The sequence below is a fragment of the Echinicola sp. 20G genome, assembly GCF_015533855.1.
Lineage (GTDB): Bacteria > Bacteroidota > Bacteroidia > Cytophagales > Cyclobacteriaceae > Echinicola.
This window is the reverse complement of sequence record NZ_AP024154.1, coordinates 3,133,598-3,157,833: the sequence shown is the minus strand read 5'-3', so window position 1 is coordinate 3,157,833 and position 24,236 is coordinate 3,133,598. Positions and strand designations below refer to the sequence as shown.

Annotated in this window: 19 protein-coding genes; 3 read left to right on the top strand and 16 right to left on the bottom strand. The window is 41.0% G+C overall.

The genetic code is table 11. From position 1 onward, the window contains the following. Window positions 1-5 precede the first annotated feature (5 nt). The 10 genes from JL001_RS13050 to JL001_RS13005 form a co-directional block, all read right to left on the bottom strand. On the bottom strand, window positions 6-1,346 hold the full coding sequence (locus JL001_RS13050; protein ID WP_200976607.1) for a BatD family protein: 1,341 nt from the start codon (window positions 1,344-1,346) through the stop codon (window positions 6-8). Continuing rightward, on the bottom strand, window positions 1,330-3,048 hold the full coding sequence (locus JL001_RS13045; RefSeq protein WP_200976605.1) for a VWA domain-containing protein: 1,719 nt from the start codon (window positions 3,046-3,048) through the stop codon (window positions 1,330-1,332). Before JL001_RS13045 ends, JL001_RS13050 begins: the two co-directional genes overlap by 17 nt. Next, the gene (locus JL001_RS13040; protein WP_200976603.1) at window positions 3,041-4,045 is read right to left on the bottom strand and encodes a VWA domain-containing protein; all 1,005 of its coding nucleotides are present in this window, start codon (window positions 4,043-4,045) and stop codon (window positions 3,041-3,043) included. The genes JL001_RS13045 and JL001_RS13040 overlap by 8 nt, the downstream gene beginning before the upstream one ends. After that, a complete protein-coding gene (locus JL001_RS13035; protein ID WP_200976601.1) occupies window positions 4,029-4,535 on the bottom strand; it encodes a DUF4381 domain-containing protein in 507 nt (168 codons plus the stop codon). The genes JL001_RS13040 and JL001_RS13035 overlap by 17 nt, the downstream gene beginning before the upstream one ends. Next, a complete protein-coding gene (locus JL001_RS13030; protein ID WP_200976599.1) occupies window positions 4,532-5,470 on the bottom strand; it encodes a DUF58 domain-containing protein in 939 nt (312 codons plus the stop codon). The genes JL001_RS13035 and JL001_RS13030 overlap by 4 nt, the downstream gene beginning before the upstream one ends. 12 nt (window positions 5,471-5,482) lie before the next feature. Continuing rightward, window positions 5,483-6,448, bottom strand: coding sequence for a MoxR family ATPase (locus JL001_RS13025; protein WP_200976597.1), 966 nt, complete (start codon window positions 6,446-6,448; stop codon window positions 5,483-5,485). 41 nt (window positions 6,449-6,489) lie between these two features. After that, complete coding sequence (locus JL001_RS13020; protein ID WP_200976595.1) at window positions 6,490-7,533, bottom strand: HAD family phosphatase; 1,044 nt, start codon at window positions 7,531-7,533, stop codon at window positions 6,490-6,492. A 70-nt stretch (window positions 7,534-7,603) separates the two neighbouring features. Then, window positions 7,604-9,109 (bottom strand): arylsulfatase, encoded by a 1,506-nt coding sequence (locus JL001_RS13015; protein ID WP_200976594.1) that lies wholly within the window; start codon window positions 9,107-9,109, stop codon window positions 7,604-7,606. A gap of 26 nt (window positions 9,110-9,135) precedes the next feature. After that, window positions 9,136-10,671, bottom strand: coding sequence for an arylsulfatase (locus JL001_RS13010; protein ID WP_200976592.1), 1,536 nt, complete (start codon window positions 10,669-10,671; stop codon window positions 9,136-9,138). Between the two features lie 82 nt (window positions 10,672-10,753). After that, a complete protein-coding gene (locus tag JL001_RS13005) occupies window positions 10,754-12,322 on the bottom strand; it encodes an arylsulfatase (protein WP_200976591.1) in 1,569 nt (522 codons plus the stop codon). A 282-nt stretch (window positions 12,323-12,604) separates the two neighbouring features. On the opposite strand from JL001_RS13005, the gene JL001_RS13000 reads away from it, so the two are divergent. Both JL001_RS13000 and JL001_RS12995 read left to right on the top strand, forming a co-directional pair. Further along, complete coding sequence (locus JL001_RS13000; RefSeq protein WP_200976589.1) at window positions 12,605-13,048, top strand: hypothetical protein; 444 nt, start codon at window positions 12,605-12,607, stop codon at window positions 13,046-13,048. A gap of 113 nt (window positions 13,049-13,161) precedes the next feature. Continuing rightward, window positions 13,162-13,380 (top strand): hypothetical protein, encoded by a 219-nt coding sequence (locus tag JL001_RS12995; protein WP_200976587.1) that lies wholly within the window; start codon window positions 13,162-13,164, stop codon window positions 13,378-13,380. On the opposite strand, the gene JL001_RS12990 is transcribed toward JL001_RS12995, so the two are convergent. Beyond that, window positions 13,377-15,206 (bottom strand): alkaline phosphatase, encoded by a 1,830-nt coding sequence (locus tag JL001_RS12990; RefSeq protein ID WP_200976585.1) that lies wholly within the window; start codon window positions 15,204-15,206, stop codon window positions 13,377-13,379. The two genes, JL001_RS12995 and JL001_RS12990, sit on opposite strands and share 4 nt — an antisense overlap. A 416-nt stretch (window positions 15,207-15,622) precedes the next feature. On the opposite strand from JL001_RS12990, the gene JL001_RS12985 reads away from it, so the two are divergent. Then, entirely contained in the window at window positions 15,623-18,859 is a 3,237-nt protein-coding gene (locus tag JL001_RS12985; protein WP_200976583.1) for a S41 family peptidase, read from the top strand. Between the two features lie 136 nt (window positions 18,860-18,995). Here the strand turns inward: JL001_RS12985 and JL001_RS12980 are convergent, their stop codons facing one another. From JL001_RS12980 to JL001_RS12960, 5 genes are all read right to left on the bottom strand, one after another. Further along, window positions 18,996-19,769 carry a DUF2490 domain-containing protein gene (locus JL001_RS12980; RefSeq protein WP_200976581.1) on the bottom strand — a complete coding sequence of 258 codons (774 nt, stop codon included), beginning with the start codon at window positions 19,767-19,769 and terminating at the stop codon, window positions 18,996-18,998. An 11-nt stretch (window positions 19,770-19,780) separates the two neighbouring features. Next, window positions 19,781-20,224 (bottom strand): PepSY-like domain-containing protein, encoded by a 444-nt coding sequence (locus tag JL001_RS12975; protein ID WP_200976579.1) that lies wholly within the window; start codon window positions 20,222-20,224, stop codon window positions 19,781-19,783. Between the two features lie 73 nt (window positions 20,225-20,297). Next, the gene (locus tag JL001_RS12970; RefSeq protein WP_200976571.1) at window positions 20,298-21,584 is read right to left on the bottom strand and encodes a cell wall metabolism sensor histidine kinase WalK; all 1,287 of its coding nucleotides are present in this window, start codon (window positions 21,582-21,584) and stop codon (window positions 20,298-20,300) included. After that, window positions 21,581-22,258 carry a response regulator transcription factor gene (locus tag JL001_RS12965; RefSeq protein ID WP_200976569.1) on the bottom strand — a complete coding sequence of 226 codons (678 nt, stop codon included), beginning with the start codon at window positions 22,256-22,258 and terminating at the stop codon, window positions 21,581-21,583. The genes JL001_RS12970 and JL001_RS12965 overlap by 4 nt, the downstream gene beginning before the upstream one ends. 131 nt (window positions 22,259-22,389) lie before the next feature. Beyond that, window positions 22,390-24,093: an amidohydrolase gene (locus tag JL001_RS12960; protein WP_200976567.1), complete on the bottom strand. Its 1,704-nt coding sequence runs from the start codon at window positions 24,091-24,093 to the stop codon at window positions 22,390-22,392. Window positions 24,094-24,236 lie beyond the last annotated feature (143 nt).

Sequence of the window (24,236 nt, the reverse complement as noted above, 5' to 3'; positions counted from 1 at the left end):
ATACTTCAAGGGTTTACCCAAAGTTGCTTTCTTTTTTTTATCGCTTTCCCTTTTTGTTTTAAATACTGATTCCTAGACTTCTTCCAGTCTTGATTTTCTTTCTCAAACAATAAATCCCCTGAAATTGCCGGGTCTTTTTGAAGCTTATTCTTTAGGGAAGTGGTACCATAAACTTGAACAAAATAATTGAGGTTTGGCTCCTTCAACTCTAGTTCATCAATCCATCGGTAAATTGCCTTGACGGCTTCCTTGTGATGACCTTTTTGAACAGATTTCCTGAATAAGTCCCAATAATACCTTTCCGAATGAAGGTAAGCCTGCCTTTTTGCCTTGCTCCAAGCAATCAAACGCTGAACGATTTTGATCAAAAAATAGATAAACGCCACAATGACCAAACCCATAACCAACAGTTGTTTCCATGACAGACCCAACCATTGAAATGGCTTATCTTCTTCAGCTTCCAAAACCAATTGAGCTTGTTGTGTATCCAAAGAATCCCTGATGGATGCCAGCATGCCCATATTAGGATTGGGTTTAACCTCAATTTTGACTTCCTTGAGAGTCCTTTTGTAAAGCTTATCTTGATAAGGATTGTACCAGTGAAAAACAATTTCCGGGATGATGACCTCCCCTTCCTTTTCAAAAAGATATCGCATGGACTCAGTTCTAGACGAGCTAATTGCTGTCTTTCCCTTATTATCATTCACCTCAGTTCTGGAAGGATAGAGTCCTAATCCAGGAATAGAATCCCAACGAACCGGAGGAATCAACTTGGCCATGGTTCCCGAGACTGACCTTACAATCCTTCGCTCAAGCACATCCCCTACTTTTACATCTCCAAGACTTCCCAACCATCTGTCATTAACGGATAAGCCTGTAGCCACCAACCAATCATTTGTTTCAAAACCAGGGGGAACAGGTTTGACTTTGATCAGTTTTTCGTCTGTCCCTACCTTCATTTCAACCCCTTTGTAACCACCCTCTGGAGGGGTTTCAATGGTAATATCCAATGCAGGAAACATCACATCCTCCTCTTTGTAGGGAAATACCTGATAAATCAATTCCACATTGGAATAGGTTTTACCATTTCTGGAAAAGGATCCATTGACTGATCGAAAATAGGTAGTAAATGCCCCATTGACTTGAATATTCCCTAGGTCAATTCCACTGGTAAACCAAGTAGAGGTATATACTTTAATACTGACACTTACCGGTTGCCCAACATAAACGCTGGAACGACTTAAATGCACTTCTGCCCAAACCTGTTGTGCCCTAGAAGGCATGGATGTCAAAAGGCAGATGCTTAAGACAAAAATTATCCATATGTATCTAATAAGCCTTTTCATTCGAGCGAGGCTTCACTTTGCCTTTTTTAAGTTGGTATTCAAATTTTCTCTTTATGAACAGCGCTGGATCATCATCTACCTTTTGCATCAGTACTTTTTGATCGCTCGCTTCTTGTTTGGAAGCTCCAATATCATCCGGAACTTCATCTAGTTCCTTGGCTTTTCTTACATCCGTATTTACTGTTTCGGACAATCTTTCCTGTTCCATATCCTCTTTGGTGGCCTCTTGCCCTCCTCCACTCAAGTCTTCCATACTGTCATTCTCTTTGGTATTATCGGCTCCTCCACTTTCTGCCTCTTGCGCCTCTTCAGGGTCTACTTCATTGGTACCCCCCATCATTTTGCTCATAGCTTCCTTATTGGCAGCTGCTTGTTCCATGCTCGGATCCATCTCACTGGCCAAACCAAAAGCAGCACTGGCAGCCGTCATATCACCATTTTTGTAATAGGCCAAACCCAAATTAAATGCTCCCTCTGCAGTAGTATCTTTGGAAAAAGCCTGAATGGCTTCTGTAAATTTCCCAGATTTAAAATAAGCCACCCCTTGCCTCATGGGATCATTATATTTTTCAGCAGCAGATTCATAGTCTCCTATATCACTAAGCATTTGACCTTGATAATCATCTGTAAACCATAAATCATCAAAGCTTTGTACTTCCCCACAGGAACTAAGTATCAAAAGTATCAAACCATAAAGCACCCACCCCCTTCTGAACCACATCAGAAATAACACAATCACCGGAATAATCAACAACAAGCCTTCATCCTGCCATTGGTTGTCTTTTTCTTCTGGCTTTTCAGTAAAGATCAAGCCTGATTTTACCTTTTTACTGATTTTCTCTACATCACTGTCATCCAAAGTCAAAGGAGTCACTTCTACATTTTCCAATGCATTGAGCTTTTGAATGAGCTGATTATCCAATAAAGAAACCACATCCACCCCTTGCTCTTTGATATTACCTCGTCCGGAAGGATTAGGCACAGCTGCTCCAATGGGAGTGTTAAATGGAAGTATTTCTATTCGATGGTCTAATCCAATAACAAAATTTTGAATCTCATTGAACTCCTTATCTTCAAAATCATCAGACATGATCATTACCGTACCTGGAGCTGTCGTTACACTCATAATGGTGTCAGCCACCGCCAATGCGGCCCCTAAATCAGACCCTGGGACGGGCATTACGGAGGGGGATAAACCTTCAACATGACTCCTGATGATATCATAATCCTTAGTCAGCGGAACAACTGTATGGGCAGTACCCGCAAAGGCCACCAAAGCTACCCTTGCTTGTGGATTTTGATCCAATAAATCATTGATTTTGAATTTGGCCCTTTCTAATCGGTTAGGTTGCATATCCTCAGCCATCATGCTCTGTGAAAGGTCTAAACAAATCACCATTGGAGTCTCTAATTGCTGCCCTGGAACCTCCACTCTCTTCCAAGTAGGTCCCGCCAACGCCAAGGTTCCCATGCAAAAACCTATAAAAAGTAAACAGTGCATCAAAATCTTCACCTTTTCGCTGCCTTTTTGGATGACATAATTCCTTAAATGAGGTGCAATAACTTTTTTCCACTTTACCTCTCCTCTGATGCTGATAATTCCCCATAACAGGAATAGGACAGCAGGAACTACTAACCACAACCACTGGGGCCTCAAGAAATGAAAAGCCTCCCAATCTATCGGAAATACCTCCTTAAACATAAGCCTCCTTTCTATTCATCTTTTTCACACTACTTCCAATATTTCCAATCAGCATTCCCAAGAGCATAAGTCCCAGAGCTGCACCAAGAGGATAGATGTAAAGTAAAGTAACAGGCTTATTTTCCTCTTCTTCATACTCGATAGGTTCGAGTTTATTTAACTCATCATAGATCTCGTTCAAGCGATCCGTATCTATAGCCCTGAAATATTGCCCTCCTGTCATTTCAGCAATTTCTTCTAACGTTTTTTCATCCAAATCACTTTGGTTTCCAAAGGGGTCTCCAATGCCAATGGTGTAAATAATCACTGAGTCCCTTCTGGCCATGTCAGCCGCATCTAGTGGCAGCACATCGATACCTGCATCCACCCCATCTGTCAATAAGAGCATTACTTTGGTTTCAATCGTATCTTTTTCAAAAAGTGTGGTTCCCTTAGCGATAGCTTTACCAATGTTGGTCATCTGCCCAGCCATTCCCACATCTGCCTCTTCCAGCATTTGGTCCACCGTCTCCAGGTCCGGTGTAAAAGGTGCCTGGATATAAGCACTGGAGCCAAAAAACACCAAACCCATCCTGTCACCTTTTCTCTCTTTTATAAAGTCATGCATTACCTCCTTTACAGCATCCCAACGTCGAACCTTTTTTCCATCAATCGTCCAGTCATTTGTGGCCATACTAAATGAGATATCCGCTGCAATTAAAAAATTTCTGGAAGTCTTTACTTTCAATTCTGGCTCGCCTACAAGCTGGGGCGAAGCAAGAGCAGCCAACAGTAAACACCATATCAAAGTAAGGTAAATCCAAGAAAAGAAACCTTTCCGCTTGACCATGGCTGCCTTTCTTGGCTTTTGACCTGTTTGGTCCAACACTTTGGAATAAGTAGGCAAATTAATCGAGGCACTTTTCATCCGGACAGGAGGAAGAAGCCAATAAACCAAAATAGGTAAAGGCAGTAGGAACAAAGCCCATATGTTTCCTATTTCAAAGTTCTCTGGCATGTGTTCTTACCCATTTTTCAGCATTGACCAATAACTTGTTTTTTCCCTCGTTGGACAACCTATCATTCTTGTATAAAGCTGCCATAAACTCTTCTTCCCTGTCTAAAAAATTCACTTGCTTTCCTGTTTTTTCCAAAAAAGCCAACCAGTCATGACCATACAGTCCACCGACTTTATTACGACCAAACGCCTTCATAGCGGTATTTTTCAGCACCACAAAAACCTCCATCAAACGCTGCTCCTCTCCAGATAACATTCTGATGTTCTCTAGGGCCTCTCTTCTATATTTATTTCTGATATGGTTCCTAACTCCCAAAAAAATCAATACCAAAACACCCAACAACAATACCACTCCAACAATTGTCCATCCAACTGTTTCAAAACTGAACTTCACCGATTCAGGCTCATAAAGCTTCGCTCCTTGTAACAATTGAGCAACTGCGGTTGAGTCATTTGCGGCTAAGCTATCTGATTGAAAAAAGTATTTCATCTTCCCCCTCCTTTAAAAATTTCTTTCAACTGAACATCCACAGGTTCTATTGTATTGATGCTGAACAAGGGCACCCGATGCTTTTTCATCTCAGTCTTAAATTTTTCAAAGTCTGACTTAAATCTATTTTGCAGACTATCTCTTATGTTTTTTTTCTCCCCATCGATCGAGGCTTGGCTTTCCCTGTCTCCTGCTACAAATTTGACATCAGGAATTTCCCATTCCATAGGATCTGTTACCTTAGCCAGCAACACATCGTTGTGCTGGGCAATCTGCGCTATAAACTTGGTCAGCTGTGGAGAGTACCTCAAAAAATCACTGATCACTACCACCATAAAATCATGGGTAACTATATTTCTGGTTTTTTTAAAAGTTTCCTTTAAAGCCTCTTCGAACTGGACAGGTGAGGAATCAGCCAATTCATGATTTCTATTGACAATCATTTCAAAAAATCGAAGGATATTTTTTCTATCCCTTTTGGGAAAAACTATGTCAATGCCTTGGTCAGCAAAAACCACTCCCCCTACTCTATCTCCCTGCTTTAAAACCCTGAAAGCCACCATGGCAGCAAGTCTTGCCGCTACTACTGATTTGGTGTATTTCTGCGAACCAAAAAACATGGATTTAGATTGGTCTACTACAATCAATGCCGGCTTTTCTTTTTCCTCTGTAAACACCCGGGTATGGGTCTGATGGGTTCTAGCAGTTACTTTCCAGTCAATATTGCGAATATCGTCTCCATTGACATAGTTTCTTACTTCTTCAAAATCCAAGCCTCTTCCTCTAAGCTTTGAGGCATGCTTTCCTCCCAAGATACTGTTGACTTTTTGCTTTCTGGCCAATAGGCTAAAGTGCAAAGCAAGATGCTCCATTCCCAGCAACTCCTTTAGGGAAATAAATATATCTTTTGGGAAATTTTCTTTAGCACCGCCCATAGCCCATCTTTTTTACGCGACAACTGCCACTTCCTTCAACACAGTCTCCAAAACCTTATCGGCAGTAATTCCATCTGCATTGGCTTCATAGCTTAGGATGAGTCGATGTCGAAGACAATCGTGGACTACCGCCCTGATGTCCTCAGGAGAAACAAAGTCCCTGCCTTCCATCCATGCATGCGTCCTACATGCCCGATCAATAGCTATACTTCCCCTGGGACTAGCTCCAAAATCAATCCAGGCAGCAAGCTCTTCACTGTATTTCTCGGGGTAGCGGGTAGCTGAGATAATATCCACAATGTACTTTTCCATATTTTCGGAAATAGTCACCGCTGCAATTTCTTTTCTGGCATCAAAAATAATCTCAGGAGAAAGGCGTGTCTCCTCTTTCTCTTTTTCCTTTTTCTGTTCCGCGCGGTTTAAGCGCAAAATCTCCAATTCAGAAGCATCATCTGGATAATCTATAATTACGTGCATTAAAAAACGGTCCATCTGGGCTTCTGGAAGTGGATAAGTTCCTTCCTGTTCTACAGGATTCTGCGTAGCCATTACCATAAAAAGCGGATCCATGGGATAGGTTTTTCCGGCCACGGATACTTGCCGTTCCTCCATGGCTTCCAATAACGCAGACTGAACCTTTGCCGGCGCTCGGTTGATTTCATCAGCCAAAATCAGGTTGCTGAAAATTGGACCTTGCTGAAAAACAAACTTCTCTTTAAGCTCTGGTTGATAGATTTCTGTTCCTGTCACATCTGAGGGAAGCAAATCAGGTGTAAACTGGATCCTACTCAATCCACATTCCAGCGCTTTTGCCAAGGACTTAATGGCCCTTGTCTTTGCCAATCCTGGCAATCCTTCCAACAGCATATTCCCATCAGCCAGTAAAACCAGAATTAAACGTTGAATCAATCCATCTTGGCCAATGATCGAGGATGACATACGTTGCTGTAGTTGCTTGATACTCTCTAATGTGCTCATAAATACACTTCTTTTTTAGTCTTTGTGTTCATCTCAACTGCCTACTTCATTTGATAGGGATAGATCACTTTCCAATCCTTGGCCATATCCACAATCATCCAGTTGTATTTTTGCGCATCATCCAGACCTTTGTTTAGCCGGCCAATATGGGAATCTCGATCATAAGCATACTCTCTCACAGAATCCGTATGGTGAATAAACATCCCAAATCTCTCCCCTGAGCCAGTAGAGGTATATTGAAGCATTTCATAGTCCCCATCGCTGTTTCCTCCTGCAAACACAGGCCGTTTTCCTATACTTCTTGAAATCCCAACAGGTTTACCCGCTTTATCATCATTAAAATACAGCTCCGGTAACTTATTTAAAACTGGAGTATCCCCCTCCATTTCATAGGACATCCCACTCAATGAACCAACTACCTGATACGGAGGGATTCCATAAGCCTCTTCGGTCCAGGCCCTCATAAAATCAACTCCTCCACCAGAAACAATAAATGTTTTAAATCCGTTGGCCCGTAAATAACCCAACAACTCCAACATAGGTTGATAGATCATTTCATTATAATGCTTGCCAGTGACCGGGTGTGTTGCGGTTTGCATCCAGCTTTTCACCCTTTTATCAAACTCTTCTGTAGTCATTCCAGTATGGGTGGTAGCCAAAAGCGTCCCCAGGGCTTTTTCTCCCCCAGCAAGAAAACCAGCTATATCTCCTTCTAACAAGGGCTTAAAAGGTGCTTGGGTTGACCATTCTGGATGATCAGGAGCCATCCTCTTGATCTCATCAATCGCAAAAGCTACTTGGAAATAAATGGGCTGCTCGCTCCATAAGGTACCATCATTATCGAAAACAGCGATCCTATCTTCTTCGGGAATAAAGGAGGAAGATGAAGAATTGGTGACTGCTTCCACCCATGTTGTGATTTTCGATTTTGCAGCATCATTCCAAGAATCTAAATAAACTTCATTTAAAGAGTTTATTTCACTCTCATTCCCATGAACTACATCAGAAACGACTTGTTCTTCTTTAGGAGTAGCACACCCCAACATTAAACCAATAAGAAGATAACTTATAATGTGTTTTTTCATCTCAGCAGTGATTAATTGAAAAAGTGAATACCCACAACTTGGATATTCACTTTTTTCTTTTGATTATTTTCTAATTTCTAGGAGGACTAGCCAACTGTTGCACTACTTTATCAACAGAAAGTGACGACCCAGTTTGCGGGGGGAAATCCTTAAATGTGGATAAAAACTCTGCAGCATAACGTTGTGCAGGAACAAATAACCACATATTCTCACCATACCACCTAGTGTAGAGTCCAGATTCAAAAGACACCTCATATGGGTCTCCCCTTAAATTGATTGCAAGTGGCCAACTAGGTGTTTTACGATAAGCCGTATTGATTGCCCCGTCCATAATTGCAAAATGTAGTTTCCACATTCCATATCTGATCGCATTGAGGTTTCCACCAGCATCAAAATAAAATATTTCTTTTCGTGGGGATTCTTCAGCATCACCTTTCAAAAATGGAAGCATATTATACCCATCTAAATGCTGCTTGAATGTTTTACCATTAGCTTGATAGCCACTCAGTACTTTCTCTTTGATACTAGGTTCTCCTGCTGCTGCCAAAAGTGTTGGCATCATATCCTCATGAGAGAAAATATCATTTATTATAGATCCCGGTTCGATCACACCAGGCCACCTTATGGCACATGGCACCCTAAAACCACCCTCCCAAGTGGTTCCCTTTTCTCCTCTGAACGGAGAACTACCACCATCAGGCCAAGTGAATTTTTCAGCACCATTATCAGTAGAATACATCACTATGGTATTGTCTGTAATTCCTAGCTCATCTAATTTATCAAGAATACGACCTACTGCTTTGTCATGCTCTACCATACCATCTGCATAAAGTCCAATACCTGTTACTCCTTCACTTTCTTCTTTTAAGTGAGTCCAAACATGCATTCTGGTAGCACTTAACCATACAAAGAAAGGCTTACCATCTGCGTGTGCTTTTTCGATAAAGGAAATGGCCGCGTCTTCAAACTCATCATCCACAGTCTCCATTCTTTGTTTTGTTAATGGCCCGGTATCTTCCATTCTACCATCAGAATATGAGTGTATTACCCCTCTAGGACCAAATTTTTTACGGAATTCAGGATCTTTGGGATAATAATAGCCTTCAGGTTCCTCCTCTGCATTTAGGTGATAAAGGTTCCCAAAAAACTCATCAAAACCATGTTGAGTAGGTAAGTGTTCATCTTGATCTCCCAAGTGGTTCTTACCAAATTGCCCGGTCGCATAGCCTTGTGGCTTGAGCAAGTCAGCAATGGTAGGTTGGGAAGATTGAATCCCATGTGAATCACCAGGCATACCAATGGTCAACAAACCACTTCTAAAAGGATGTTGTCCTAAAATAAAGGCAGCTCTACCAGCTGTACAAGACTGTTGTCCATACCAATCGGTAAAAACAGCTCCTTCATTAGCGATACGGTCGATATTTGGGGTTTTATACCCCATCATGCCATTGTTGTTAAAGCCCACATTGGACCAGCCTATATCATCTCCCCATATCACCAAGATATTGGGTTTGTCTTGGGCATAGATTGCCCCAAAGACCATTGTAAACAGTATTAAAAGTGTTGATTTTTTCATTTAGTTAAATTTCTTTGATTGTATTCTTAGTTACTTCCGTTAGGTGAGGAAAGTTTTTCCAAAACTTTATCCAAACTGAAACTAGCTGCTTGCATTCTAGGCGGATAGTCTTTAAAGGTCATTAGGAAATCAGCTACTATATCCTGAGCTGGAACCAATAAAAATGCATGATCCAACATCCAGTCATAATAAGTATTGGATGTAATGGTTGCAAACTCATATGGATCTCTCCTCAAATTAAATACTAAAGGCATTCGTAAAGGGGTAAAAGGATTGGCCCATACCCCCAATGTACCTGCCATTCGTTGTTCCATGAAGATCAACTTCCAATCATTATATCTTAAGGCAGTTAAATCTCCATCATCCGAGAAGTAAAAAATTTCTTTTCTAGGCCCTTTATCTACTTGACCGGTTAAATAAGGCAAGAAGTTATAACCATCGAGATGCACTTTGAAGTTTCTGCCATTTGCGGAATAACCTGACAATAACTTTTGAGGAACGTCCCCTTGTCCTGCTGCAGCCAAAAATGTTGGCATCCAGTCCATTCCACTCATGACCTCATTACTGACAGACCCAGCCTTGATTTTACCAGGCCAGCGAACCATAGCCGGCACTCTCCATCCACCTTCCCAGTTGGTGTTTTTCTCTCCTCTAAATGGGTTTACCCCTGCGTCAGGCCATGTGTTTTTATGGGGACCATTGTCAGTACTATACATTACAATCGTATTGTCAGCGATGCCCAGTTCATCCAATAAGTCCAAGAACTTACCAACATGCATATCATGTTCGACCATACCGTCTCCATATTCATTTTGCCCTGAGATTCCGCGATGCTCTTCTTTCACATGAGTTCTAAAGTGCATTCTGGTACCGTTCCACCACACGAAAAATCTTTGGTCATTGGCAACTGCATTACGGATAAATTCTATTGCCGCATCTGAAGACTCATCATCGATAATCTCCATTCTTTTCTTGGTCAATGGACCTGTATCTTCTATACTTCCATCAGCGGTTGACTTGATAACCCCTCTTGGACCATATTTTTCTCTAAAATTAGGATACTCTGCTGGGTCAGGATAATCAGGCAATTCAGGTTCCTCTTCAGCATTTAAATGATATAAATTACCGTAAAAGACATCAAATCCATGATTGGTTGGTAAGTGTTCATCTCGGTCTCCCAAATGGTTTTTACCAAATTGACCTGTGGCATAACCTGCTGGTTTAAGCAATTCAGCAATAGTTGGGTCTTTCTCTGAAATTCCCTCTTTTGCACCTGGCATACCTACCTTACTCAATCCAGTACGAAATACACTTTGTCCTAAAATAAAAGAAGAACGGCCAGCTGTACAGCTTTGCTCGGCATAATAATCGGTAAAGATCATTCCCTCCTTCGCTATTCTATCAATATTAGGTGTGTGATAGCCCACCATACCTAGAGTGTATGCACTGATATTGGATTGGCCAATGTCATCTCCCCAAATTACCAAGATATTGGGTTTGTCTTGGGCATAAGTTGACCCAATAACCATTGTAAAAAGCAATAAAAACGTTGTTTTCTTCATAGAGATTTAGATTTTCATTATTTGTAGGTTAGTCTTATTTGTTGCTGCCTTTAACTCTTTTTTATAAATATTTAAAAGAGAATCAATTTCCTTGTTGTCCAGCAGTTAATGATTCCATTACTTCATCCAGATTAAATGAAGCTGGTCTTTGCCTAGGTGGATAATCCTTAAATGATGAAATCATTTGACCTGCGATAACTTGAGAAGCTCCACCAGCAAACTGGATAATTCCTTCCATCCATTCATAATAACTATTGGAATTATGCTGAGCCCTTTCAAAAGGATCCATTCTTAAATCAAATATTAAAGGAATCCTTAGTTGAACAAACGGATACATCCACACACCAAATTTGGAGGATTGCTGTTCCATAAATACCAGCTTCCAGCGATCATAGCGCATAGCTACCAATTGCCCATCATCATTCCAGTAAAAAAACTCTCTTCTTGGCCAGTTAGTAGCTCCATATTGGTCTTTACTCACTTCCTTTTCTCCAGTTAAAAACGGCAACAAATTATATCCATCTAAGTGAACCCTATAATTCATATCACCAACCTGGTATCCAGTGAGTAACTTTTCCTTAATATCATCCTCTCCTACTGCCGCCATGATGGTAGGCAACCAGTCATTACCCGAAACAATTTCATTTACCACATTTCCTGCTGGTATTTTCCCAGGCCACTTGATGATGCACGGCACACGATAACCTCCATCCCAGTTGGTATTTTTTTCTCCTCTAAATGGTGTAATTCCTCCATCAGGCCACATATTGAAATGTGGACCGTTATCAGTAGTGTAAATAATAATGGTATTATCGTCCACACCAAGTTCTTCCAGTTTGCTCAATAATTTTCCAATTTGATCATCATGTTGGACCATTCCATCAGCATATTCACCAAGCCCGGTTTTTCCTTCATACTCTTCTGGCACATGGGTTACATAATGCATTCGGGTGGTATTGAACCAAACAAAAAATGGTTTATCCGCTTCCACTTGTCGATCCATAAAATCGGTTGTAGCATCCAATACTTCCTGATCTATAGTCTCCATTCTTTTTTTGGTCAAAGGACCAGTATCCTCTACACTTCCATCTGCGGAACTCTTAATGACACCTCTGGGGCCAAATTTTTTCCTGAACTCTGGATTCTTAGGGTAGTAGGGGTTTTCAGGGGTCTCTTCTGCATTTAAGTGGTATAGATTTCCATAAAATTCATCAAAACCATGGTTGGTAGGTAAAAATTCATCCAAATCACCTAAATGGTTTTTACCAAATTGACCTGTGGCATAGCCCAAAGGCTTAAGCAGCTCAGCCAATGTGGGATCTTCTGGCTGAATCCCCAAAGTAGAGCCTGGTATACCAACCTTAGTCATTCCAGTTCTCACAGGCATCTGTCCCGTTATAAATGCTGCCCTACCTGCTGTGCAGGATTGTTCAGCATAATAATCAGTAAAAGTAGTGCCTTCAGCAGCCAGCTTATCAATGTTGGGAGTAGTATATCCCATCATTCCTCTGTTATTATAACTCAGGTTCCAATAACCAATATCGTCTCCCATGATCACAAGTATGTTGGGCTTTTCTTGTGCATAAGATCCAAAACAAAAACAATTGATAACAAGGCAAAGACCTGTTCTAATTAAAAGTTTTGATTTCATAGTCTTTTTAATTTTTCTACTTCCTATGAATTTACTATACATCACAGCAAGAGAGACCAACAGGACTTGAATCAATGCCAATATTCATTAAATATTGGCAAAGAAAGACTACCATAAAGCTTTACGAACTAGGCAGCATTACCAAAAAACAATAGCTCAAGAAGAAATATACTCCTGAATTTCAACCACCTAAAACACTGTACACCCGCCCAACCTAAAACAACAAAAACATTTAAACATATTTATTCTACACTTTGTTTAATAAAAGTTAATCACCGTAGCATGTCAAAGAAAAATCACCCCAAAGTAAACAAAGATTACTTTAGTTTGCTTTTTAGAAACTTCCAATCGTCCACAAAGCGAACGGTTCAGGCATTTGAAAAAGACCAATTGTGTCAATTGGCAAATATCATTGAGCACCCCCCTCAAACTATTCTTATACATGAATTGTCAAACTATCATATAGTAAGGGGAGCATTGGGAGAACCCACTATAGAACTAGGCATGAGTATTATGGTTTCGGTTACGGAGAAGTGGGTCGGCTTATTTCAATTTTATAATAATTGGTTATTTGTATATTTTTCTTCTGAAAAAAATATTCCTAAGGTAGAAGTAGTAAAATTGGGTAAAGATATTGACTCAATACCTCTTTTGATAAAATCAAGACCAAAAGACCTTTTCTGGACAACGTTTGAACTCCTTTATGAAGATGGCTTGTGGCTTTAAACTTTATTTTGGCAAAACGAATTCTTGGGTATTTTGATAGTTCAGTAACCAATTTATTGTGTTTTACGTTTATCGAATACCACTTTTTTCTTGACCATTAACACCAACTTACTATGTCAAACATTGGAAAAACCATCTTCGATCATTATTGCAATGGACTGGGAAATACAGTTGAGGATTTATCAGGAAGTACCATAGAAGCAGAAGGCAAAGACTGGATCATACTCAGAACCATAAAAAAGAGTCCCATCTTCATTGACTTCCACAAATACACCAATAAAAAAGAAGAGCTGATCACTGCTTGGTGTGAGCGACACCAACAATTGGCTTAGTGCTCATAATATTGCTTGATCAACTTCATCAGTTTTTTAAAAACAGCCGTATTTTCATATACCCCAGTGAATTCATTGGCATGGGGACCATAGGCAAACAATGGCACCAAAATCCCAGTATGGTCATGGGTATCAAAATTCAATTCCACCTCCCCTCTTTCCAAATTCCCTTGAGGTAGTGTTACGCCTCCTGTTTCATGGTCAGCCGTAATCAAGACTAAGGTCCCAGGATTTTCATCGGCAAACTGTAATACCTTTCCTATCGCTTCATCAAAATCCAATTCCTCCTCAACTACCGTTTTTGCCTCATTAAGATGTCCCCCTGTGTCGATCTTGGCTCCCTCGATCATCAAAAAGAAAGGACGTTCCTTCTCGGAAAGAAAGCTTAGTGACTGATCTGTAGCTTTCAATAAAAAACCAGCTCTTCCTTTTTCTATTGTTGGCAATTCTTGATTACTCCCAAAATAACCTACTCTATCTGCATCACTAGTAGAAAGTTCCTCCAATGAACCAGCTAAATGGAATCCTGCTTCCTCCAGCGGAGATATCAAATCTCTACCTTGAGTCAGAAAGTCAATTTTTCCTCCACCTACAAACAAGTCCAATTGGCTTTTGCTCAAATCTGATGCAATGCCCTTTATCATACTTCGGTCTTTCTGATGAGCATAAAACGAAGCAGGAGATGCGCCTGTCACATTATCCGTCGTCACAATTCCCGCGCTAAAGTTATAAGTACTTAATATTTCAGGAATACTCTGTAAGGCTTTTCCATCAGTAGAAAAACCAATGGCCCTGTTATTGGCTTTTTGGCCTGTTGCCAATGCTGTTGCCCCAGCTGCTGAATCTGTGGTGAAATCATCGGAAGACTGTGTTTTTACCAAGCCAATATGCCTAAGCTGGGTCAAATTAAGTTTATTTCCGTTTGCGTACATCCCTGCGGAAATGTGTGCCAAGCCATTGCCGTCACCAATCATCAAAATAACATTCCTGATAGGCATATCCACGCCGTCGGATTTAAATTCAGGATAGTATATTTCGTGCCTATGTGTACTGGTTACTACATTACCTTTGAGCGAGTTTAGGTATTGATTTGCCTCAAAGGGCATATCCGTGTTGATGTAATCAATGCCCAGGTCATAAAAAGCCTTCCAAGCAGATTTGCTATCTGGTGCACCCCAAAAGCGGATAGGCCTACCCGCTTCATGAACTTTTGTGATTACCGATTTTAGCTTTTGAAGCTCTTCTTCAACTATCCTTCCCTTCCCATTCCAAACAGACATACTCCTGTAAGGTAAACTTACTAAAGCGATCTTCTCCCAAGGTAAATCAGCAGACAAATCCGTGCTTTGGTAGTCAAAAAGCACCAAATCAGAATAATTCTTATAATCTACTATTTGAGGTCTATTCCCGGATACGACCACTTGTACTCCTTGGTCGCCATTGGCCAATACATCTTCATATTTTCCCAATATATCCATTAGAACAGGCATAGTGGCCGATGCTTCCGTCTTGAGATCTACCAATAGCTGAAAGTCTAAGCCGGGCCCTATCTCCAACTTTTTGGCTTGCCTGATAGGTTCAAGGTAAAGACTCTCCAAGGTTTTACCGTCTTCAATAGATTCTTCTTCATGAGCTACCATCAATCTTCCATTTATTAAAATGACATCCACTTCAATGGAAGCACAATTGTTAGCGTAGGCAGTCCAAAAAGGGACTTCCTGCAAATAATCATTGTGGGAATGAAGTTTAAAAAACGTTTCCTCTTGCCCAAAGCCAACTAAAGGCCAGAACAAAATGAATAATCCTATAATGGGTTTGATTTTCATAAATGCTTTATTTGTTGCGCTTAATTTACACCATAGTTCAATAAGAAGAACAGAGGAAACTTCCTCCATTTATCCCTTTACTGGGATTCGTTTTTAAAAGCACAAAATTAGAGGTCGGAAGCCTTTAGCAATTATATAAATGTTTATGCTTAGGTTAAGTTTTTGAGCTTTAAAATAAGAACCTAACTAATTTAAATTCATAATCCTATCTCCCTTAACTTAAAAACTGGTTTGTTTTTCATTAAAAGCAAAACTATATTCGCAACACTATTGCACTAAATAAATTTAGGTATTTACTCATAGCTTCGCGTTTCCGGTATCGACCGCTCAAGGAATACTCTTCTTGGCACATTCTCCTATTTTGTACATTAGTATCTGTTTAATTAAATCAACCCAGATTAAAAACTTTGGACCAAATGAAAAAAATCTTTTCGGTGATAGCGCTTCTTTTTATATCTGCAGTGTTATTCGCCCAAGAAAATGCCAAATGGATGAGGTATCCATCCATATCCCCCGATGGAAAAACCATCATTTTCGGTTATATGGGCAATCTATATAGAGTAGATGCTGAAGGCGGAGCTGCTGTTCCCATTACCACAAGCGACTACCATGATGTGCGTCCAGTATGGAGCCATGATGGTAAGACCATAGCCTTTGCCAGCAACCGGTTCGGGAATTTTGACGTCTTTACCATGCCCTCTACGGGTGGCACCCCCACCCGTCTGACCTTCAACAGCGCCAATGATTACCCTTATGATTTCACCACAGATAATAAAAGGGTGCTGTTTGGAAGTGGCAGAGCTGCACCAGCAGAAAGTGTCCGGTTTCCGGGAACGGGCTATTGGCAAAACCTTTACACCATCCCTACCCAAGGAGGAAGAGCCATTTTGTTAACGGCAGCCGGTGCAGAAGAGGCCCACTTTAATGCTGATGGAAGCCAATTGGTCTTTCAGGACAGAAAAGGCTATGAAGACCCCTGGAGAAAGCACCATACTTCTGCTGTTAGCCGGGACATTTGGTTGTACGACGTAAAAGAGGAAAATTACCAACAGCTTTCTAGCTTCCAAGGAGAAAATAGAGAGCCTGTCTTTTCAGCTAATGGTGACAATTATTATTATCTGAACGAAAAAGATGGCACCCAAAACCTCTACAAGGGCTCTTTAGCAGGCAATGCAGATGTTCAATTAACTACTTTCAAAGATTTTCCGGTTAGACACTTAAGTATTTCCAAGGACAATAAAATTGCATTTACCTGGAAAGGCGAAATCTACACCTTGACTGATGGCGCTAAGCCTACAAAGTTGGCAGTTCAGGTAATGGATGACGCTGCTTTCGAAGCCATCAAAAACGTGGACATCAACAATGTTTCTGAGTTTGCCGTTAGCCCCAACGGAAAAGAAATTGCTTTCGTCAACCGTGGAGAGGTTTTCGTAACCGGAATTGAAGATGCAAGAACCAAAAATATCACCAACTCTCCTGAGCAAGAGCGAATGGTAGAATGGTCACCTGATGGAAAATCCCTGATCTATTCCGGAGAAAAAGATGGTAGCTGGAATGTTTACAAAGCCACACTAAGGAGGCCTGAAGAAAAATACTTCTTTGCTTCCACCATTCTGACCACCGAACCTTTGATTGCGACAGCTTCGGAAGAATTCCAAGCTACCTATTCTCCTGACGGCAAAAAAATCGCCTTTGTGGAAGAAAGAAACATCTTGAAAATTTATGATGTAGACAGTAAAAAAACCATTACAATCTTACCCGAAGGCCACAATCACTCTTACAGCGATGGTGACTGGGGATACAAGTGGAGTCCTGACAGTAAGTGGTTATTGGTTGATGATGAAAAAGGATACATGTTCAGCCAAAATACCGCATTGATCAAAGCTGATGGTTCAGGAGAAATCCAATATCCTATCAACAGTGGATTTGGTGAGAACCGTGCCAAATGGGCCATGGAGGGCAAGATGATGACTTACCTGAGCAGTAAGGAAGGCAGAAAGTCATTGGCCAACCAAGGCAGCCGAGAATATGATATTTACGCTGTTTTCTTTGACCAAGAAGCTTATGATCGCTATGCCATGAGCAAAAATGATTTCAAGCTATTGGAAGACCTGGAAAAAGAAGAGAAGAAAGAAGAAGATAAAAAGGAGAAAGACAGTAAGGACAAGAAAAAAGAGGATGACAAAGCGGAAAAAGAAACATTAAAACTTGACCTTAAAAACCTGGACAATAGAAAGGTAAAATTAACCATCAACAGCTCCAGCATCAGTGACTATGCCCTCAATAAAGATGGTAGTAAGGTTTATTACCTATCCTCCTTTGAAAAAGGGTATGACCTTTGGGTGACCGAGCCACGTACCCACAGCACAAAAATACTCGCGAAAATGGGCGGCTCTCCAAGTGGGATCGAAATCAGTGAGGATGGCGGAACCCTGTATATGAGCAATAGAGGAAGACCTGTAAAAGTGGATGCCAAAAGCGGTAAAGTCACTAACATCTCTATCGATGGTGACATGAAGTTGGACAAAGCTGGAGAAAGGGAATATATATTTGATCATGCTTGGAGACAGGTTAAGAAGAAATTCTATGACCCAACACTTCATGGAATTGACTGGGACATGTACCATAAAGAGTATGGTAAATTTCTTCCACATATCAACAACAATTATGACTTCCAAGAGCTATTGAGTGAGTTTTTGGGTGAGCTCAATGCTTCGCACACCGGAGGCCGCTACTATGCCAGTCAGTCTGATGGTGATGTGACCGCTTCGCTGGGATTGCTTTATGATGAAACCTTCACTGGAGCTGGAATAAAAATCAGTGAAGTTATTGCTGCTGGGCCATTGGATGTGGCACAAAGCAAAGTCAAAGCAGGTGATATTATTACAGCCATCAATGGAGAGGAAATTGGTAAGGATGAAAACTGGAACAAGTACCTGACCAATATCAGTGGAAAGAAAATTGTCTTGAACATCAAGTCAGGCAAGGAAAGTTATGAACAAACTGTACAGCCTACTTCTATGGGCGAAGAAAGCCAGTTGATGTACAAGCGCTGGACCAAAACCATGGAAGAAATGGTAGATTCCCTAAGCAATGGCCAATTGGGTTATGTTCACGTTAGGGGCATGAATGATGGCAGTTTCAGAGAGGTTTATGAGACTGTTTTGGGCAGACACATGGACAAAAAAGCCTTAGTGGTCGACACCCGATTCAACGGCGGTGGTTGGTTGCATGATGACCTGAACACCTTCTTGAGTGGCAAGACTTACTTGGAATTCTCTCCTCAAGGCGAAAAAGTAAAAGGTGGAGAGCCTATGGCCAGATGGACCAAACCTAGCATTGTGCTGATGAGTGAAGGAAACTATAGCGATGCCTTTATCTTCCCTTACATTTACAAGCAAAATGGAATTGGTAAACTGGTGGGAATGCCTGTAGCGGGCACCGGTACTGCTGTTTGGTGGGAGCGCCAAATTGATCCAAGTATCATTTTTGGGATTCCTATGATCGGCACTATTGGCACTGATGGTGAAGTAACTGAAAACAAGGAGCTAGAACCAGACATCTTGGTTCCTTTACCATATAATGATTTCCTTCAAGGGATCGATCCACAGTTGGGAACAGCTGTAAAAGAATTGCTGAAGGAAACTAATTAAGCAAAACAAGCATTAGCACTACATACATGCCGGGCTTCAAGCCCATTGAATCAAAAAGGCGGAAATCCTATCAAGGACTTTCCGCCTTTTACTTTTATTCACCTGATTTCCATAAGCGCCCCTTTTTAGAACCATATTACTTCTTTCCAAATGGATCGTTAAACACCACATCAAAAGCCAAATAATGACTGTCCTTATAAATTGGTTTTCCCAATAGATTATTCATATAACCAATGTCAAAAGTGATCTTTTTTCCTGGCACGGTCACCGAATAAAAAATGCAGAAACGGCTTTCCTTATACCTAAAGTTGTCCCAGTCCTCTTGCTTGGTAGTGGAGAACAATACTTCTGTGCTCAAGCTCAATTTTTGTGTATGATTGGCATCAATAGGAATGGATATTTTACTCCGAAACCTTGACCTAAACTGTGCCTTTTTATCATACCTGGAAAAATCAGGATTGTAGAACAACCTCATTTCAGGTCTATAAGTCAATTCAAATACCATTTTCCGGATCGTTGTCAGGTACGAAAGCCTGCCATAGCTTCTTATTTCTTGGCGTGCTCTGGGCTCATTAGGTTCAAATGGCTCCGTAGATTGGTACATGTCCTGCCACCTATAACTCAATGCCAAAGCATATTTCCAATGCTTTTTGAAATGATGAGTCACTTCTTCATTGATCACATAAATTCCCGATCTCTTCAAAGGGTTGAAGTCATCTGGTGTACTCGTCCGCCCCACTCCAAGATAAGTCATGGACATCCATGACTTATCTTGGTTTAAGCGTTGTTTTGCGCCAATGGCAAACCACTCAGAACTATTGATTTCTCCAAGTCCAGGTGGAGAAATCTGGCCAAAACATGATTCATACGCGACAAAAACCAAAAGGCTTAAGAACAGAATCCTCTTCATCTTCCCCACCCTTAATCGACCATTTTACTGAGAACATTTCCTTTGGCGTCTACTACCAAATCATAGTCCTGCTGCAGGAGTGAATTGAGCTCCATTTTATAGACCACCTGATCCTTGCTGGTGATACGCTCCAAATCATCAATACCATATCCCTTAAAGTCTGTATTGATGATGTTGTTCACTGCTTCTGGCAACTCCCCTACAGAAATATCTTCTTGATGTTTGATCATCTCTCCAGTCTCATCATACCAAATTTCGTGATCCCTATTCCAACCCGTTTCAAACTCCACCTTGTAGAATTTCATTTCTTTCTCCCACTCCACATCGGATGCCTTAGGATAGGTTGTGGTAAATGCATTCAGAATAAGGGATGGAACCTGACCGGAAACAATATCCTGTGCTTGAGTAAAGCCATAGGCCATGCATGCTGCGAGAAATAGAATTTGCTTTTTCATAAGTATGTTTTTTAGTTTATACCTCAAAGCAAATGGACGATTCTGGAAAGACTTGGGAATACTAGGTTTTCACTCAGTTTGTATTAAAATTTACTTCAAAAAGGTGCAGGCCATTTTCAAACCTATAGCTTACTTTAAACCCATAAAGCTCGCAGATGGCCTTGACAATGGCCAAACCTAAACCAGCTCCTTTGGACTTTGAATCAAATTTCTGAAAGCGCTGAAATATTTTTTCTACATCCAAGGTGTTAGGATTGCCTGTGTTTGCTATGCTGAATACCCCAGCCTTTAGGGAAACATTTACCTTTCCCTTCTCGTGGTTATGAAAAATAGCATTCTTAAGTAGGTTGGCCACGACAATATTGGCCAAAGAAAAGTCCATCTGAACAGCAATAGGCTCCATTTCGCTAGAGGAAACAGCGATATTTTTAAATGCTGAAAAATCAATCAACTTTTCAATATTGACACTGATAACCTCATGCATCGCAACACTATCATTCTCCAAAAACTGCTTATTGTCTATTTTCGAAAGCAACAACAGTGTTTTGTTCAAACGAACCAGTTGCTGAATGGTCTGAAAGATCTCAGCTACATTTTCAACTTGAGAATCGGAGAGATTTTCCTCTTCCAGCATGAGTTCCAGTTTATTGCTGACCACTGCCAACGGTGTTTGCAGTTCATGGGAAGCATTTCCTATGAATTCCTTTTGCTGCTCAAAAGTAGCAACACTATGCTTAAGCAAGGTATTGACAGCTTCCTGCAAGTCCACAAATTCCCGTGTCTGTGTCTGAACTTCAGGAAACTGCTTACTTCTACCCAAGCGATAATTCTTAAGTTGCTGTAAAAAATCATAAAAGGGTTTCCACAAACTTCTTAACACAATATTATTGATAATTATAACCCCTAAGATCAACACCAAATAGAGCCAAACCACATCCCACAACAACTCTTGGATCAGGTCATCTTCTTCCACCATTGAATTGGCCACTTTCAATTCATAATAGGAACCATTCATTTCAAAAGCAGTGGTCAACATCCTGACCGGCTCCACTTCCGGTGCCTGATCATCTGCATCCTGCATATAAAGCTCCGTGTCGAAATACCGATCTTTGGTCGACAAGGCTTGTTCCTTGCTGATTTTTTGGATGGTAAAAAAACTTTCGTCAAAGTATTTCTTGGTCAAAATAGTAGAGTCCTCTGCTGCATTGAGGATGATCAGTCGCTTGTAATTTTCCAGCCCTTCATCGATACTACTTTTGATTTCGCTGAGCATGTTCAGGTAAAATATTACTGACCAAATCGTCACGATCATCAAAATGGACAATGACAAATACTTCAGGGATTGATTGAGCAGCTTCATTTTTGAACCAGTTTATATCCTACTCCATACACAGATTCTATTTCAATATGCGCACCACATTCTTGCAATTTTTTGCGCAGGTTTTTGATCTGGTAGTAGACAAAGTCAAAGCTATCAGCCTGGTCACTATTGTCTCCCCAAACATGCTCGGCCAAAGCAGTTTTGTTGACCAAGCGGTTCTTATTCAATAAAAAATAATTGAGGATATCAAATTCCTTGCGATTGAGCGACACTGCTTTACCGTCCACTAAAAGTGTCCTGTCCTCAAAATCCAACTCCAAATTGGCTAAGCTGATGGCCCTGTTGCCTTGCAGGTGCTTACGGCGCAAAACAGCTTTCACCCGGGCATTGAGTTCGCTCAAATGAAATGGTTTAGTCAAATAATCATCAGCTCCCAACTCCAGGCCTTTTATCCTATCATCTAATGAATCCTTGGCAGAAATAATGATGACATTTTCACTTTTTCCAGCCTCTTTTAATTCATTTAAAATATCCAGCCCACTTCCATTGGGCAACATGATGTCCAGTAAAATACAGTCGTAATCATAGACAAACACTTTATCCATGGCAGCATAGAAATCATTGGCCGTTTCGACCAAGAAACTTTCCTTTTCCAAAGATTCCTTGATGCTCTGCTGTAATAAAACCTCGTCTTCAATTACTAATATTTTCACTCGGTAAAAGTGTTAATGAAATCTGGAAAGAAATGGGAATTTCTTCTTTTTTGTCTGTTTAAAAAAATTATTCTCCTTTATCATCAGCTTTAGTTAATCTATTGGAGATGAGGGCTGCTTTCTTGAGGCAATTACTCCTTCAAATAAACCGACATTCCTTCTTTTATCGTTTCCAAGACTTGGATATCCTTGATCTCATCCACTTGAACTTTTAAGGGGTTTTTGTCCAAAACAACCATATCTGCAAGCTTCCCCGCTTCCAGGGTACCTTTGCTGTTTTCTTCAAAATGCTGATAGGCACTCCAATCCGTGATGGCTTTCAAGGCCTCATAAGGAGTTAATCTTTCTTCTTCCCCAATAATATCTCCCGATCGTGATGTTCTGCTGGAAGCCGTCCAAACCACCCGCATCAAGTTGGGTAAAGCCACTGGAGCATCTGTATGGATAGTCAAAGGAAGCCCAAGATTCAGCGCGGTCCGGGTAGGGCTGATCTTATTCCCTAATGAATCACCTATGAGCTCTTTATGCCAGTCTCCCCAATAAAATGTATGCAAAGGGAACAGTGATGCCAATACATTTAACTTTTTAAACTCCTCCAATTGGTCTCCTCGGATGTATTGCCCATGAATCAGCACGTATCGTCGATCCTCTTTGCCATATTTTTCAAATAATGGACCGAGGGTGCGAATCATCTGATCCATAGCCGCATCCCCATTACAATGGGTCAAAGTTTGCCAATTGTGCCTCAACCCCTTTTCATAAATGGCAGTTAGGTCTTCATCATTGGGGATAGCAGGATAGCCTGAATAATCAGCCCCTGCCCCATCTGGCGGAACTAAATAGGGAGTACTTCTCCAAGCTGTCCTTCCCTGGGGAGAGCCGTCCAAGGTCACTTTCATCCCTCCGATCCTGTAGTGCTTTAGGTAATCTTTACTGTTCCACTTACTGCCCATATACTGATCCACAAAGGCATAATCGATATAACTCACCACATCCAGCTTCAGCTTTCCTGCATCTGCCATCTTGGCCAATAATTCATGGTTTTGCATGGCCCGGCCTTCCTGAGCTGTAGTATAGCCATAAGCAAGCGCCATATCTTGACCGGCATTGAAAAATTTCAGGGAAGCCTCATCGCTTTTTGGCGTCAATGCTTTCAACATGTGGGGGATTGCAGCCAGCTCCTCCAATACGCCATTGGGTTCATTGGAGCCTTGTTCTCTTCTGATCAACCCACCCTCTGGATTGGTAGTCTCTGAGGTAATCCCCAATACTTCCAAACCTTTTGAATTGACTACGGCAAAGTGGCCGGAAATATGGATGATCATAATGGGAAACTCCGTGCTCACTTCATCCAAGTCATGTTTGGTAGGAAAGCGCTTTTCCTCCAGCACGGAATCATCAAATCCTGTCCCAAAAATCCATCCGGTCAATTCCCTGTTTTCAGGTGTATTCCAATCCTTCAAAATCGAAATAACGGTGGGAATGTCATTGGCATTGGCGTCTGGGGAGGGTAAAAGCAGTGCTCCAATGGCCTGTGAGGAAAAATTTGCAAAATGAGCATGTCCATCTATAAAACCCGGCAACATAGTCCTACCTTCCAAATCGATCATTGCGTGCCCTTTCCCCGCTTGAACCATCGCTTCCCCTGCCTCTCCTGCAAAAGTAATAACACTGTCCTTTACCACCACCGCTTCGACATATTGTGGCTGTTTACCGACCATGGTCAGGATATCTCCTCCATAATAAACCTTTGCTGTATTGGAGGAAGATTGGTCTCCACTGTCGCAACTAATGACAAATACCAATGCGGTGAATAATAGTAAATAATTCTTCATGGTTCATGATTTAGGAATTCCGATACGACAAAAAAACATCTGCTCACCTTTTATCAGCAAGCCGTACTACAAACCTTTAAAACAAGACAGCTACAACACTGATTTATTCATAAAAATACACTAAAAATTATATTTTATTAAAC

What these genes read in the sequence shown, in the direction of transcription:
- JL001_RS13050 (WP_200976607.1), bottom strand. Translation starts at nt 1,346, where the DNA reads ATGAAAAGGCTTATTAGATACATATGGATAATTTTTGTCTTAAGCATC.
- JL001_RS13000 (WP_200976589.1), top strand. Translation starts at nt 12,605, where the DNA reads ATGTCAAAGAAAAATCACCCCAAAGTAAACAAAGATTACTTTAGTTTG.
- JL001_RS13015 (WP_200976594.1), bottom strand. Translation starts at nt 9,109, where the DNA reads ATGAAAAAATCAACACTTTTAATACTGTTTACAATGGTCTTTGGGGCA.
- JL001_RS13010 (WP_200976592.1), bottom strand. Translation starts at nt 10,671, where the DNA reads ATGAAGAAAACAACGTTTTTATTGCTTTTTACAATGGTTATTGGGTCA.
- JL001_RS13030 (WP_200976599.1), bottom strand. Translation starts at nt 5,470, where the DNA reads ATGGGCGGTGCTAAAGAAAATTTCCCAAAAGATATATTTATTTCCCTA.
- JL001_RS12985 (WP_200976583.1), top strand. Translation starts at nt 15,623, where the DNA reads ATGAAAAAAATCTTTTCGGTGATAGCGCTTCTTTTTATATCTGCAGTG.
- JL001_RS12980 (WP_200976581.1), bottom strand. Translation starts at nt 19,769, where the DNA reads ATGAAGAGGATTCTGTTCTTAAGCCTTTTGGTTTTTGTCGCGTATGAA.
- JL001_RS13005 (WP_200976591.1), bottom strand. Translation starts at nt 12,322, where the DNA reads ATGAAATCAAAACTTTTAATTAGAACAGGTCTTTGCCTTGTTATCAAT.
- JL001_RS13035 (WP_200976601.1), bottom strand. Translation starts at nt 4,535, where the DNA reads ATGAAATACTTTTTTCAATCAGATAGCTTAGCCGCAAATGACTCAACC.
- JL001_RS12990 (WP_200976585.1), bottom strand. Translation starts at nt 15,206, where the DNA reads ATGAAAATCAAACCCATTATAGGATTATTCATTTTGTTCTGGCCTTTA.
- JL001_RS12995 (WP_200976587.1), top strand. Translation starts at nt 13,162, where the DNA reads ATGTCAAACATTGGAAAAACCATCTTCGATCATTATTGCAATGGACTG.
- JL001_RS13025 (WP_200976597.1), bottom strand. Translation starts at nt 6,448, where the DNA reads ATGAGCACATTAGAGAGTATCAAGCAACTACAGCAACGTATGTCATCC.
- JL001_RS13040 (WP_200976603.1), bottom strand. Translation starts at nt 4,045, where the DNA reads ATGCCAGAGAACTTTGAAATAGGAAACATATGGGCTTTGTTCCTACTG.
- JL001_RS12975 (WP_200976579.1), bottom strand. Translation starts at nt 20,224, where the DNA reads ATGAAAAAGCAAATTCTATTTCTCGCAGCATGCATGGCCTATGGCTTT.
- JL001_RS12970 (WP_200976571.1), bottom strand. Translation starts at nt 21,584, where the DNA reads ATGAAGCTGCTCAATCAATCCCTGAAGTATTTGTCATTGTCCATTTTG.
- JL001_RS13020 (WP_200976595.1), bottom strand. Translation starts at nt 7,533, where the DNA reads ATGAAAAAACACATTATAAGTTATCTTCTTATTGGTTTAATGTTGGGG.
- JL001_RS12960 (WP_200976567.1), bottom strand. Translation starts at nt 24,093, where the DNA reads ATGAAGAATTATTTACTATTATTCACCGCATTGGTATTTGTCATTAGT.
- JL001_RS13045 (WP_200976605.1), bottom strand. Translation starts at nt 3,048, where the DNA reads ATGTTTAAGGAGGTATTTCCGATAGATTGGGAGGCTTTTCATTTCTTG.